The organism is Streptomyces sp. NPDC104202 (assembly GCF_055584185.1).
The window spans coordinates 17961-30900 of sequence record NZ_JBVJMN010000027.1 but is presented as its reverse complement, the minus strand read 5'-3'; the positions used below and the strand labels follow the sequence as shown (position 1 = coordinate 30900).

The window sequence follows — 12940 nt, the reverse complement described above, 5'->3', positions numbered from 1 at the left end:
CCCGCCCCCCTCAGGGGGAACGGGCGGGAACGCCGCCCGGTGCCCCGTCAGCCGTCGAGCTCCTCGGCGAGCGCCCGCAGGGCCAGCCGGTAGGAACCGATCCCGAAGCCGGCCACCGTCCCGCTCGCCACGGCGGCGACGACGGAGGTGTGCCGGAACTCCTCCCGGGCGTACGGGTTCGAGATGTGCACCTCGATGAGCGGGGCGGTCCGCTGGGCGGCCGCGTCGCGCATCCCGTACGAGTAGTGGGTGAAGGCGCCGGGGTTGATCACCACGGGGATCGAGCGGTCCGCGGCCTCGTGCAGCCAGCGGATCATCTCGCCCTCGTCGTTGGTCTCCCGCACGTCGACGTCGAAGCCGAGCTCCGTGCCGAGCGTGCGGCAGGACTCGACGAGGCCCTTGTACGAGGTGGCCCCGTAGATGTCGGGCTCGCGGGAACCCAGACGGCCCAGGTTGGGGCCGTTGAGCACGAGGACCGGACGCGCCTCGCTCACGCGGACACCTCGCCGTACGCCGCGATCAGCACCGCCGGGTCCGGGCCCTCCAGGACGGTCGGCTTGCCGATCCCGTCGAGCACGATGAAGCGGAGCAGGTCGCCGCGGGACTTCTTGTCGACCCGCATGGTCTCCAGCAGCTTGGGCCACTGGTCACCGCGGTAGGTCAGCGGCAGGCCGACGGACTCCAGGATCGCGCGGTGCCGGTCGGCGGTGGCGTCGTCGAGGCGTCCGGCCAGCCGGCCGAGCTCGGCGGCGAAGACCATGCCGACGGAGACGGCGGCGCCGTGGCGCCACTTGTACCGCTCGTTCTTCTCGATGGCGTGGGCGAGGGTGTGGCCGTAGTTGAGGATCTCGCGGCGGCCCGACTCCTTGAGGTCGCCGGAGACGACCTCGGCCTTCACCCTGATCGAGCGGACCAGCAGCTCGGCGGTGTGCGGACCGGCGGGCGTACGGGCCGCCTGCGGGTCCTCCTCGATGAGGTCGAGGATCACCGGGTCGACGATGAAGCCGGCCTTGATGATCTCCGCGAGGCCGCTGACGTAGTCGTGCACGGGCAGCGAGTCCAGCGCGGCGAGGTCGCAGAGCACCCCGGCCGGCGGGTGGAAGGCGCCGACGAGGTTCTTGCCCTCGGCGGTGTTGATGCCCGTCTTGCCGCCGACGGCCGCGTCGACCATCGCCAGGACGGTGGTCGGGACGGCGATCCAGCGCACGCCCCGCAGCCAGGTCGCGGCGACGAAGCCGGCCAGGTCCGTGGTGGCGCCGCCGCCGACGCCGACGACGACGTCGCTGCGGGTGAAGCCGGTCTGGCCGAGCGCCTTCCAGCAGTAGGCGGCGACCTCGGCGGTCTTCGCCTCCTCGGCGTTCGGCACCTGGATGGCGACCGCCTCGTAGCCCTGCTCGGCGAGGTCCGCGCGGAGCGCCTCGCCCGTGTCGGCGAGCGCCTCGGGGTGGATCACGGCGACCCGCTTGGCCTGGGTGCCGATGAGGGCGGGGAGCTCCCCGAGCAGCTGGCGGCCGACCAGCACCTCGTACGGATCCGTGCCCGCGCTGCCCGCGACGTGGATACGGGTCGTTTCCTGGTCCGTCATGCGTCCTTCTTCAGATCCAGTGCCGAGAGGACCGCGTCCGCGACCTCGTCGGGGGTGCGGTCGTCGGTGGTGACGACGGCCCGGGCGACTTCGGTGTACAGGTGGCGGCGCGCCTCCATCAGCTCGCGCCACTGGCGGCGCGGGTTGACGGCGAGCAGCGGCCGCGCGGTGTTGAGGCCGACGCGGCGCACGGCCTCCTCGACGTCCATCGAGAGGTACGCGACGGGCAGCCCGGTCAGCAGGGCGCGGGTGCCGTCGTCGAGGACGGCACCGCCGCCGAGGGAGAGGACGCCCTCGTGCTCGGCGACCGCCGCGGCGACCGCGGCCCGTTCGAGGGCGCGGAAGTACTCCTCGCCGTCCTCGACGAAGATGTCGGAGATCTCGCGTCCCTCGGCGGCGACGATGTCGGCGTCGGTGTCCCGGTAGGGCGCGCCCAGCTTCTCGGCCAGGAGCGCGCCCACCGTGGACTTGCCGGAGCCCATGGGCCCGACGAGGACGACCAGGGGACCGCCGGTCACCGGATGTGCAGGTTGTCGAGGTACGACCGCACGTTGCGCCGCGTCTCGGGGAGGCTGTCGCCGCCGAACTTCTCGACGACCGCGTCGGCGAGGACGAGCGCGACCATGGCCTCGGCGACGATGCCGGCGGCCGGGACGGCGCACACGTCGGAGCGCTGGTGGTGGGCGGCGGTGGCCTCGCCGGTGGCGACGTCGATCGTGGCGAGGGCGCGCGGCACGGTCGCGATCGGCTTCATGGCGGCGCGGACGCGCAGCAGCTCGCCGGTGGTCAGACCGCCCTCGGTGCCGCCGGAGCGGCCGGAGGTGCGCTTGATGCCGTCCTCGGTGCGGACGATCTCGTCGTGCGCCTGGGAGCCGGGCACCCGGGCGAGGTCGAAGCCGTCGCCGACCTCGACGCCCTTGATGGCCTGGATGCCCATGAGGGCGGCGGCGAGGCGGGCGTCGAGACGCCGGTCCCAGTGGACGTGCGAGCCGAGGCCGACGGGCACGCCGTAGGCGAGGACCTCGACGACGCCGCCGAGGGTGTCGCCGTCCTTGTGGGCCTGGTCGATCTCGGCGACCATCGCCTTCGACGCGTCGGCGTCGAGGCAGCGGACCGGGTCGGCGTCGAGGCGCTCGACGTCACCGGGGACCGGGTAGACGCCGTAGGGCGCCTTGGCCGCGGCCAGCTCGACGACGTGCGAGACGATCTCGATGCCGGCGGCCTCCTTGATGAAGGACCGGGCGACGGCACCGAGGGCGACGCGGGCCGCGGTCTCCCGGGCGCTGGCGCGCTCCAGGATCGGCCGGGCCTCGTCGAAGCCGTACTTCTGCATGCCGGCGAGGTCGGCGTGGCCGGGGCGGGGCCGGGTCAGGGGCGCGTTGCGGCCCGTCTCCTTGAGCTCCGAGGGGTCGACCGGGTCGGCCGACATGACCTTCTCCCACTTGGGCCACTCGGTGTTGCCGACCATGACGGCGATCGGGGAGCCGAGGGAGAGTCCGTGCCGGACACCGCCCAGGAAGGTGATCTCGTCCTGCTCGAACTTCATGCGGGCGCCACGCCCATAGCCGAGGCGTCGCCGCGCGAGGTGGTCCGCCACCAGCTCTGTGGTGACCGGGACGCCGGCGGGAAGACCCTCCAGCGTCGCGACCAGCGCGGGTCCGTGGGATTCCCCAGCGGTCAGCCAACGCAACCTGCTCAACGATGCTCCTCATGCTCGCGCCTGGGCACTGCGACGACGCGGCCGGGTGCGCGGCCCTGGCCCGCCGCCCCCGATCCTCCCACGTCCGGAGCCCCGACCCGCCCTCCGGTCCAGCTATCGGACGCCGGCGCCGCTCTCGTGGACGGGTGCGTCGCCCTGCCGGGCGGGCGCGCCGGGTCCGTCGGCCGGTGCGTCGGGTCCGCCAGGTGCCTGGTCGGGTTCGTCGGCCGGTGTGTCGGGTGCGTCGGCCTCACGGACCGCCGTGTCGTCGTCCGGGTCGGGCGCGCCGTCGTCCCGCGTCACGTCCGAGCGGTCGCGCAGCCGGCCGAGGACCGCGTGGCCGAGCAGGGTGAGGAGGACGGCGAGGAGGGTGTACCGCGCCCACGTCGGCAGATGGCCGAAGACCAGCGCCCACAGCAGCCGGCCGGCGCCGACCGGCAGGTCCCACCGCGACGCCAGTACCGATGTCTCGTCCATGTCCCCGTGGTCCCCCGTGGTGCGCCCTGCGTGACATGGCCCTAGCGGGCCGCCAGGGCCTTCTCCCCCGCCGCCCGCATGGCGCCGAGCGGGGCGGGCACGCGGCCCGTCATCTGCTCGACCTGGAGGACGGCCTGGTGGACGAGGAGGTCGAGGCCGCCGACGACCTTGCCGCCGCGGTCGGACCAGGCGGCGGCGAGGCGGGTCGGCCAGGGGTCGTAGAGGACGTCGAAGAGGGTGCCGACGGCGTCCGGGGCGTCCGCGGCCAGCGCGTCGGTGGTGCCCGCCGGGGTGGTGGCGACGACGAGCGGGGAGGCGAACGCCTCGGCGGCGCGCTCCCAGGCGGCCGTGCGGACCTCGACGCCGAGCCGTTCGCCCCAGCCCCGCATCTCCTCGGCGCGGGCTTCGCTGCGGACGTAGGCGGTGACGGGTCCGCCGCAGATCCGGGCGAGGGCGGCGAGCGCGGAGGAGGCGGTGGCGCCGGCCCCGAGGACCGCGGCCGACTCGACCTTCTCGACGCCGCGCTCCCGCAGGGCGGCGATCATGCCGGGGATGTCGGTGTTGTCGCCGACGCGGCGGCCGTCCTCGCCGAGGACGACCGTGTTGACCGCCTCCACGGAGGCGGCCGTGTCGCTGATCTCGTCGAGCAGCGGGATGACCGCCCGCTTGAGCGGCATGGTCAGCGAGAGCCCGGCCCAGCTGTCGTCCAGCTCGGCGACGAAGCCCGGCAGCCCCGCCTCGTCGACCTCGAACCGGTCGTAGGACCAGTCCGCGAGACCGAGCTCGGCGTACGCGGCCCGGTGCAGGACCGGGGAGAGCGAGTGGGCGATCGGCGATCCGAGGACCGCCGCCCGTCGTGCTGCCATCAGTTCTTCCTCGACTCGTTGAACTTGTCGACCAGCTTCTGGTGCTCGGCGTTGGTCCGCGTGAACTGGGACGTCTTGCCGTCCATCGAGATGAAGTAGTACCAGCCGTCGTGGGTCGGGTTCAGCACGGCCTGCATGGCCTCGACGCCGGGGTTGCCGATCGGGCCGGGCGGCAGCCCCTTCACGAAGTACGTGTTGTACGGGTTGTCGTACTTCCGCAGCTCGGTCAGCGAGAGGTCGATCTTGCTCTGGTTCTTGATGTAGTTGTACGTCGAGTCGAACTCCAGCCCGCCGTAGGTCTGCGGGTTCGACGGCTTGAGCCGGTTGTAGACGACCTCGGCCATCTTGCGGAAGTCGTCGTGCGAGGTGCCCTCCGCCTGGACGAGGCTGCCGATGGTGATGAGCTGCCAGGGGCTCTCGACGCCGAGCGCCTGGGCCTTCTCCTCCAGGTCGAGCTTGGTGTACTCGGCGTTGGCGCGGCTGACCATCTTGCGGAGCACGTCCTCGGGCTTGTTGCCCTTGGCGACCGGGTAGCTCGCCGGGAAGAGGAAGCCCTCCAGCGGGTCCTTCAGGTTCTTGTGGTTCCTGGCCCAGTCCGGGAGTCCGAGGGTGTCCGCCTTGGCCTTCGCGATGCCCTGCGTCGTGCCGGGCTCGAGCGCGAGCTTCTTGTCGATCTCCGCGTACACCCAGACGTTCCGCCGGCCCTCGGGGATGACGAAGTTGCTCTGGCTGGCCGGGTCGAGCATGAGCGCGACCGCGCTCTCCGCCGACATCTCCTTCTTCAGCGTGTAGGCGCCGGCCTGGATGGAGAGGCCGCGGGGGTTCTTCTGCTGGGCGGAGACGAAGGCGTCGACGCTCTTGACCACGCCGGCCTTCTTGAGGATGTTGCCGATCTCGTAGCCGCCGGCGGACTTGGGGATCTCGACCTGGACGTCGCCGCTGCCGCTACCCGCGTAGTCGGGGGCCGCACCGAACTCGCCCTGCCAGAACTGGTAGCCGAAGTAGCCGATGCCGCCGACGCCGCCGACGAGGACGAGGGCGACGACGAGGCAGGCCATGCCGTTCTTGCCCTTGCGCTTCTTGGCCTTGCTCCGGCGATCGCGGTCGTCGCCGCGGGAGCCGCCGCCACGGGCGGGCTCGTCGTCGTACGCGTCGTCGTCCCCGGGCTCGTCCTCGCCCGTGAAGAAGGGGTGCTTCTCCTCTTCCGGCTCGGGGCGCGCCTCCTCCTCCGGCGCCCAGTCGACCACCGGCTCCGGGGGCGTCCGGCGGCGGCCGGGGGGCTGGGGCGGCGGATAGGCCTCGGGGGTGCCGTAGAGGTCGGGGTTCTGGCCGCCGTACGGATCGGCGGGCGGCGTGCCGTAGGCCATCGCGGCCTGGCCGGCCTCCCAGCCGCCGTCGTACTGCTGTCCGAGGTTCCCGGGCGTGTCGTAACCGCCCGGGTATCCCGTCTCGTACTGCTGACCGCCCTGGGCCTGCTGCGGGTAGTGCTGCTGCTGAGACTCCTGCGGGTACTGCTGCTGCGGAGGTTCCTGCTGGTACTGCTGCTGCGGCTGACCCTGCTGCTGGTACGGGTACTGCTGCGGGTACTGCGCGTCCGGGTAGCCCTGCTGCGGGTAGTGCTGCTGCGGCTGCTGCTGGTAGGGGTCGCCCTGGTAACCGCCCTGACCTGCGGGGACGCCCTGACCGTACGGGTCCTCGTAGCCGTGACCGGCCTGGCCGTACGGGCTCGCCTGCTGCGCGTGCGGGTACTGCTGCTGCTGGCCCTCCCACCCCTGGTCCCCGTAGAGCGGGTCCCCGGGGTGCCACGGTTCGGAGCCGGGGCTCCGGCCATACTCAGTCATCGATCCCCAAAACAGCCGCGAGGCTTCCGGACGATCCGCCTCGTACGTAGTGCGGCAGCTGTTCGAAAACCGCCGCATCGCGCGGAACGTTACCGTATCGCGATCAGATGACCACTTCGACGCCCTCGCCGGGCGGATTACCTGATACCCGTTCGGACTCAAGAGCGTTCTGAAGGATGATCACAGCGGCGGCCTGGTCGATGACCGAGCGGCCCTTCTTGGCCTTCACCCCGGAGGCCCGGAGCCCCTGGGTCGCGGTGACCGTGGTCATCCGTTCGTCGACCAGCCGCACCGGCACCGGTGCGATGCCCTTCGCCATCTCCCGCGCGAAGGCCCGGACCTTGGTGGCGGCCGGACCCTCCCGCCCGCTGAGCGAGCGGGGCAGGCCCACGACGACCTCGATGGGCTCGTACTCCTCGACGATCTGGCGGAGCCGCCGGTGGGCGGCCGGGACGTCACGTCCCGGCACGGTCTCCACCGGCGTCGCGAGGACCCCGTCGGGGTCGCACGAGGCGACCCCGATCCGGGCGTCCCCGACGTCGACCGCGAGACGGCGGCCGCGGCGCATCGTCACGCCGTCTCCACCACGAGGCGCTCGACGGCGGCGATGGCCTCGCCGACGGCGGCCGGGTTCTGTCCGCCGCCCTGGGCGACGTCCGGCTTGCCGCCGCCACCGCCACCGAGGGTCTTGGCGGCCGTGCGGACCAGCTCGCCGGCCTTGAGGCCGCGCTCGCGGGCGGCCTCGTTGGTGGCGATGACCGTCAGCGGCTTGCCGTTGGCCGTGGTGAACAGGGCGACGACGACCGGGCGGTCCGACGGGAAGCGCCCGCGCACGTCGAGGACGAGCCTGCGCAGGTCGTCGGCGCCGGTGCCGTCCTGCACCTGGCCGGTGACCAGGGCGAGGCCGCGGATGTCCTGGGCGGAGTCGACCAGACCGGCGGCGGCCTGCAGGACCTTCTCCGCGCGGAACTTCTCGATCTCCTTCTCGGCGTCCTTCAGCTTGCCGAGCATGGCGGAGATCTTCTCGGGCAGCTCCTCCGGGCGGCCCTTGACCAGCTCCTGGAGCTGGGCGACGACCGTGTGCTCGCGGGCGAGGAAGTTGTACGCGTCGACGCCGACGAGGGCCTCGATGCGGCGCACGCCGGAGCCGATGGAGGACTCGCCGAGCAGCTTCACCAGGCCCAGCTGGGCGGTGTTGCCGACGTGCGTGCCGCCGCACAGCTCCTTGGAGAAGTCGCCGATGGTGACGACGCGGACCTGCTCGCCGTACTTCTCGCCGAACTCGGCGATGGCGCCCTGGCGCTTGGCCTCGTTGATCGGCATCACCTCGGCGTGGACCTCCAGCTCGCGCGAGAGGACCTCGTTGATCTTCTGCTCGACGTCGGTGAGGACCGCGCCGGGAACGGCGTTCGGCGAACCGAAGTCGAAGCGGAAGCGGCCGGGCTGGTTCTCGGAACCGGCCTGGGCGGCCGTCGGGCCGAGGGCGTCGCGCAGCGCCTGGTGGGTCAGGTGGGTGGCCGAGTGGGCGCGGGCGATGGCCCGGCGGCGGCGCACGTCGATGCTGGCGTAGGCGGTGGCGCCCACGGTCACCTCGCCGACCTGCACGGAACCCTTGTGGACGGAGACGCCCGGGACCGGCTGCTGGACGTCGCGGACCTCGATGACCGCGCCGCTGTGCAGCTTGATCCGGCCCTGGTCGGCGATCTGGCCGCCGCCCTCGGCGTAGAAGGGGGTGCGGTCGAGGACGACCTCGACCTCGTCGCCCTCGGTGGCGGCGGGCGAGGAGACGCCGTTGACCAGGAGGCCGACGACCGTGGTCTCGCCCTCGGTGTTGGTGTAGCCGGTGAACTGGGTGGCGCCGTTGCCGTCGGCGATCTCGCGGTACGCCGTCATGTCGGCGTGGCCGGTCTTCTTGGCCTTGGCGTCGGCCTTGGCGCGCTCCCGCTGCTCCTTCATCAGGCGGCGGAAGCCGTCCTCGTCCACGGAGAGGCCCTGCTCGGAGGCCATCTCCAGGGTGAGGTCGATCGGGAAGCCCCAGGTGTCGTGGAGCAGGAACGCCTTGTCGCCGGAGAGGACCGTGCCGCCGGCGGCCTTGGTCTCGGTCACGGCGGTGTCGAGGATGTTCGTGCCGCCCTTGAGGGCCTTCAGGAAGGCGGCCTCTTCGGCGAGGGCGACGGTCTCGATGCGCTTGCGGTCCGTGATCAGCTCCGGGTACTGCTCGCCCATCGTGTCGATCACGGTGTCGACGAGCTCCTGGACGACCGGTCCGGTGGCGCCGAGCAGGCGCATGTTGCGGACGGCGCGGCGCATGATGCGGCGCAGGACGTAGCCGCGGCCCTCGTTGCCCGGGGTGACGCCGTCGCCGATGAGCATCACGGAGGTGCGCATGTGGTCGGCGACGACACGGAGCGACACGTCGCTGTCGTGGGCCTTGCCGTAGGCGACGCCGGTCAGCGCGGTGGCCTTGTCGATGACGACCTGGAGGGTGTCCGTCTCGTACATGTTCTGGACGCCCTGGAGGATCATCGCCAGGCGCTCCAGGCCGAGGCCCGTGTCGATGTTCTTCGACGGCAGCTCGCCGAGGATCGGGAAGTTCTCCTTGTCGGAGCCCTCGCCGCGCTCGTACTGCATGAAGACCAGGTTCCAGATCTCCACGTACCGCTCGTCGTTGACGGCCGGGCCGCCCTCGACGCCGAACTCGGGGCCGCGGTCGTAGTTGATCTCGGAACACGGGCCGCAGGGGCCCGGGACGCCCATGGACCAGTAGTTGTCCTTCTTGCCGAGGCGCTGGATGCGCTCGGCGGGGACGCCGACGACGTCGCGCCAGATCTGCTCGGCCTCGTCGTCCTCCTGGTAGACGGTGATCCAGAGCTTCTCCGGCTCCAGCCCGTAGCCGCCGTGCTCCACCGGAGTGGTCAGCAGCTCCCAGGCGAGCTTGATGGCGCCTTCCTTGAAGTAGTCGCCGAAGGAGAAGTTGCCGCACATCTGGAAGAACGTGCCGTGGCGGGTGGTCTTGCCGACCTCCTCGATGTCCGGCGTGCGCACGCACTTCTGCACGCTGGAGGCGCGCGAGAAGGGCGGCTTGACCTCACCCAGGAAGTAGGGCTTGAAGGGCACCATGCCGGCGGGGACGAGCAGCAGAGTCGGGTCGTCCGCGATGAGCGACGCCGAAGGGACGACGGTGTGCCCGCGCTCCTCGAAGAAGCTCAGCCAGCGGCGGCGGATTTCAGCCGACTCCATCAGTGGTCCTCATTCCGGTTGTACGAGATCGTGGGAATTGCATGCGTGGTCTTGTGCGACAGGGGGCCGAGCGCGGGCCTGCGACGGGGCTCCGGCAGTTCGCGGTCGAGGGCGGCGGCCTGGTCGACCGGGGCGTCGATGCCGAGCGCCTCGCCGAGTTCGGCCTCCCGCTGGACCATGCCCGCCCTCACGTCGAGGGCGAAGTCCTTGAGCCGGTGGCCGGTCTCGACCGCCTTGTTCGCCGCCTGGGCCGCGAGGCTCTCGGGGGTCAGCTGCTTGAGCTTGCGGTTGACCTTGGTGGTGGCCCACACGCCGGCGGCTGCGCCGGCCGTGAACCAGAACGTGCGGCGGAACATGGCGGCTCAGCCCTTCTGCTTCCGGCGTCTCGAGGACGGCACGGTACGGCCGACGATCACAGTACGTCGCGCGGAACCCCGCGGCACGTCCCCGCCGTCCCGGTCGCGGCCGAGCGCCTTGCGCACGCCGTAGCCGAAGGCGGCCACCTTGACGAGCGGGCCCCCGAAGGTGGACGCGACGGTGGAGGAGAGCGCGGAGGCGTTGGAGGTGACCTCCTGGACGTCCGACGCGATGGCGTCGACCCGGTCGAGCTGGGTCTGCGCCGAGCGGACCGTCGTGGAGGCGTCCACCAGGAGGGGGACGGCCTGCTCGGTCACGTCCGCCACCAGCTTGGTGGTCGCCTTGAGCGTCTGCGCCAGCCTCACCAGCACCACGGCGAGGAAGGAGACGAGGATCGCCCAGAAGACGGCCACCAGGATGCCGGCAACCTCTCCACCGGTCACGCTGCACCGCTCTCTGTGTCGTCGGATCTGTCGTGGGTACGTGCCCAAAGTAGTCCCCCGACCCTATCGCGCCCGGGCCGGACCGCCGTACCGCATTACCGCTCGTGGGACGGGAGTTCGGGGAACCGATTGTACGGAGCGCGCGCGGATGGGTACGCTCCGTGTCCCATGCGACGGAGCAATCTCCCGGCGGAGCTGAACCGGTTCGTCGGACGGGCCGCCGAGCAGGCCGCCCTCACGGCGCTCCTGGAGGCGTCCCGCCTGGTCACGGTCGTGGGAGTGGGCGGGGTCGGGAAGACCCGGCTGGCCGTCCGGGCTGCCGCCGAGGCGCAGAAACGCTACGTCGACGGGGTGCGCCTCGCCGATCTGGCGCCCCTGCGCGACCCCGACCTGGTGGCGTACGCCCTCGTGGAGGCCCTCGGACTGACGGACCACACCCCGCGCGCGCCGCGCGAGGCGCTCGTGGAGCACCTCGCGGACCGGCGGCTGCTGCTGGTCGTGGACGGATGCGAGCACCTCGTGGAGAGCTGCGCCCCGCTGGTGCGGGACCTCCTCGCCCACGCTCCGGGGCTGACGGTGCTCGCGGTGGGCCGCCGGGCGCTGCGGGTGCCGGGCGAGACGGTCTTCACGCTCGCGCCGATGGGCGAGGCGGACGCCGTGGCGCTGCTCGCCGAGCGGGCCGCGGAGGCGGGGGCCCCGATGGCGGCGGTCCCGGCCGCCCCGGCGACGGTGGGCGCGCCCCCGCCGGCCGCCGGCCGGCCCGGACCGGAGACCCTCTTCCTCCCGGGCCCCGCGGAGGCCGTGCGGGAGCTGTGCCGGCGGCTCGACGGCATCCCGCTCGCGCTGGAACTGGCGGCGGGCCGGCTGCCGCTGCTCTCCGTCGAGCAGATGCTGTGCCGTCTCGACGACCGCTTCCGGCTCCTCACGGACGGCACGCGCGGCGCGCTCCCCCGTCACCAGACGCTGCGGACCGCGATCGGCTGGAGCCACGAGCTGTGCACCGTCGAGGAGCGGCTGCTCTGGGCGCGGCTCTCGGTCTTCGCGGGCCCGTTCGACCTGGAGGCGGTGGAGTACGTGTGCGGCGGCCCGGAGCTGCCGCCCGACCGGATCCTGGATCTGCTCGGGGGGCTGCTCGGGCAGTCGCTGGTGGCGCGGGAGGACACGCCTGCGGGCCCCGCCTACCGGCTGCTGGACACGGTCGCCGCGTACGGGGCGGAGTGGCTGGCGGCGCTCGGGGACACCGAGCGGATGCGCCGCCGGCACCGCGACTGGTACATGGGCCTGGCCACCTGGTGCGAGCTGGAGTGGTTCAGCCCGCGCCAGGGCGAGGTCGCGGCCCGTACGGACGCCGCGCTGCCCAATCTGCGGGCGGCCCTCGACCTGTGCCTGGAACTCCCGGAGGACGCGCACCTCGCCCAGCACCTGGCGGGCACCCTGTGGTTCGCGTGGGTGGGCTGCGGCCGTCTCTCGGAGGGCCGGCACTGGCTGGAGCGGGCGCTCGCACTGGAGTCGGGGCACGAGGACGCGCGCCTGAAGGCGCTGTGGGTGCTGGGGTACGTGGCCGTCCTCCAGGGGGACGGGACCGCGGCGGTGGCGGCGCTCCACGAGTGCGGGGAGCGGGCGCGGGCCTCGGGGAACGCGCTGGCGGAGGCGTACGCGACGCACCGGATGGGGTGTCTGGCGCTGCTCTCCGACGACATGCCGCGGGCCGAGGAGCTGATCGGGCGGGCCCTGGACGCCTACCGGGAGCTCGGCGAGCTGAACAGCAACGTCCTGATGGGGCAGGTCGAACTGGCCATGGCGCGGGTCTTCCGGGGCGACCTGGAGGGGGCGGTCGCGATCTGCCGCGAGGTGCGGGAGGTGTGCGAGGAGCGCGGGGAGCGCTGGACGCGCGCCTACGCCCTGTACGTCCTGGGGTTCTCCGCCTGGACCCGGGGCGCGTACGCGGAGGCGCGCGGACTGCTCGACGAGTGCCTCGCGATCAACCACGTCTTCCACGACCTGGTCGGGCTGGTCCTCGCCATCGAGCTGATCGCGCTGGTGACGGTGAGCGAGGGGGACGCGGCGGAGGCGGCGGTCCTGCAGGGGGCGACGGTGCCGGTGTGGGACACGGTCGGCGTCCGGCTGTTCGGTTCGGAGACCTTCGGCGGGCCCAGGGCGCTGGGCGAGCGGCTGGCGGGCGAGGCGCTGGGGGCAGAGGCGTACGGCGCCGCGTTCCGCGAGGGCCTGGCGCTGCCCGTCGACGCGGCGGTGGAGCGCGCGCTGGCCGGTCGGCGGAACGCCTCCGTCGGCCGTCAGGCCGGGCCCGGGGCTCCGCGCCCGTTCCGTACGGCCAGGTCGGCGGCGGTCCCGGGAACGCGGAAGCCCGCCGGCTCCCCCACCGGCAAGGGCGGGGAAGCGGCGGGCTGAACACCGCGGGGGTGGTACCACGT

Annotated in this window: 12 protein-coding genes; 1 reads left to right on the top strand and 11 read right to left on the bottom strand. The window is 72.7% G+C overall.

Annotated elements, in window-relative coordinates; all coding sequences use genetic code 11:
* Positions 1–47 precede the first annotated feature (47 nt).
* The 11 genes from aroQ to ACZ60W_RS18920 all read right to left on the bottom strand — a co-directional run bounded on the left by aroQ (position 48) and on the right by ACZ60W_RS18920 (position 10508).
* Positions 48–494, bottom strand: a complete 447-nt coding sequence (gene aroQ / locus ACZ60W_RS18970) for a type II 3-dehydroquinate dehydratase (protein WP_469756462.1) — start codon at positions 492–494, stop codon at positions 48–50.
* Positions 491–1585: a 3-dehydroquinate synthase gene (aroB, locus tag ACZ60W_RS18965; RefSeq protein ID WP_469756461.1), complete on the bottom strand. Its 1095-nt coding sequence runs from the start codon at positions 1583–1585 to the stop codon at positions 491–493. The genes aroQ and aroB overlap by 4 nt, the downstream gene beginning before the upstream one ends.
* Positions 1582–2103, bottom strand: a complete 522-nt coding sequence (locus ACZ60W_RS18960) for a shikimate kinase (protein WP_469756460.1) — start codon at positions 2101–2103, stop codon at positions 1582–1584. Before ACZ60W_RS18960 ends, aroB begins: the two co-directional genes overlap by 4 nt.
* The gene (gene aroC / locus ACZ60W_RS18955) at positions 2100–3284 is read right to left on the bottom strand and encodes a chorismate synthase (protein ID WP_469756459.1); all 1185 of its coding nucleotides are present in this window, start codon (positions 3282–3284) and stop codon (positions 2100–2102) included. The genes ACZ60W_RS18960 and aroC overlap by 4 nt, the downstream gene beginning before the upstream one ends.
* 114 nt (positions 3285–3398) lie before the next feature.
* A complete protein-coding gene (locus tag ACZ60W_RS18950) occupies positions 3399–3761 on the bottom strand; it encodes a hypothetical protein (protein WP_469756458.1) in 363 nt (120 codons plus the stop codon).
* A 41-nt stretch (positions 3762–3802) separates the two neighbouring features.
* The gene (locus ACZ60W_RS18945; protein WP_469756513.1) at positions 3803–4630 is read right to left on the bottom strand and encodes a shikimate dehydrogenase; all 828 of its coding nucleotides are present in this window, start codon (positions 4628–4630) and stop codon (positions 3803–3805) included.
* On the bottom strand, positions 4627–6468 hold the full coding sequence (gene mltG, locus ACZ60W_RS18940; RefSeq protein ID WP_469756457.1) for an endolytic transglycosylase MltG: 1842 nt from the start codon (positions 6466–6468) through the stop codon (positions 4627–4629). The genes ACZ60W_RS18945 and mltG overlap by 4 nt, the downstream gene beginning before the upstream one ends.
* A 103-nt stretch (positions 6469–6571) precedes the next feature.
* On the bottom strand, positions 6572–7036 hold the full coding sequence (gene ruvX / locus ACZ60W_RS18935; RefSeq protein ID WP_030693079.1) for a Holliday junction resolvase RuvX: 465 nt from the start codon (positions 7034–7036) through the stop codon (positions 6572–6574).
* Between the two features lie 2 nt (positions 7037–7038).
* Positions 7039–9708 carry an alanine--tRNA ligase gene (gene alaS / locus ACZ60W_RS18930; RefSeq protein WP_469756456.1) on the bottom strand — a complete coding sequence of 890 codons (2670 nt, stop codon included), beginning with the start codon at positions 9706–9708 and terminating at the stop codon, positions 7039–7041.
* The gene (locus ACZ60W_RS18925) at positions 9708–10064 is read right to left on the bottom strand and encodes a hypothetical protein (protein ID WP_469756455.1); all 357 of its coding nucleotides are present in this window, start codon (positions 10062–10064) and stop codon (positions 9708–9710) included. The genes alaS and ACZ60W_RS18925 overlap by 1 nt, the downstream gene beginning before the upstream one ends.
* Before the next feature lie 6 nt (positions 10065–10070).
* Positions 10071–10508: a DUF948 domain-containing protein gene (locus ACZ60W_RS18920; protein ID WP_469756454.1), complete on the bottom strand. Its 438-nt coding sequence runs from the start codon at positions 10506–10508 to the stop codon at positions 10071–10073.
* 168 nt (positions 10509–10676) lie between these two features.
* On the opposite strand from ACZ60W_RS18920, the gene ACZ60W_RS18915 reads away from it, so the two are divergent.
* Positions 10677–12917 (top strand): ATP-binding protein, encoded by a 2241-nt coding sequence (locus ACZ60W_RS18915; protein ID WP_469756453.1) that lies wholly within the window; start codon positions 10677–10679, stop codon positions 12915–12917.
* The last annotated feature ends 23 nt before the right edge of the window (positions 12918–12940 follow it).

Coding starts and splice junctions, on each gene's coding strand:
- mltG (WP_469756457.1), bottom strand. CDS start 6,468: ATGACTGAGTATGGCCGGAGCCCCGGCTCCGAACCGTGGCACCCCGGG.
- ACZ60W_RS18915 (WP_469756453.1), top strand. CDS start 10,677: ATGCGACGGAGCAATCTCCCGGCGGAGCTGAACCGGTTCGTCGGACGG.
- ACZ60W_RS18925 (WP_469756455.1), bottom strand. CDS start 10,064: ATGTTCCGCCGCACGTTCTGGTTCACGGCCGGCGCAGCCGCCGGCGTG.
- alaS (WP_469756456.1), bottom strand. CDS start 9,708: ATGGAGTCGGCTGAAATCCGCCGCCGCTGGCTGAGCTTCTTCGAGGAG.
- ACZ60W_RS18950 (WP_469756458.1), bottom strand. CDS start 3,761: ATGGACGAGACATCGGTACTGGCGTCGCGGTGGGACCTGCCGGTCGGC.
- ruvX (WP_030693079.1), bottom strand. CDS start 7,036: ATGCGCCGCGGCCGCCGTCTCGCGGTCGACGTCGGGGACGCCCGGATC.
- aroB (WP_469756461.1), bottom strand. CDS start 1,585: ATGACGGACCAGGAAACGACCCGTATCCACGTCGCGGGCAGCGCGGGC.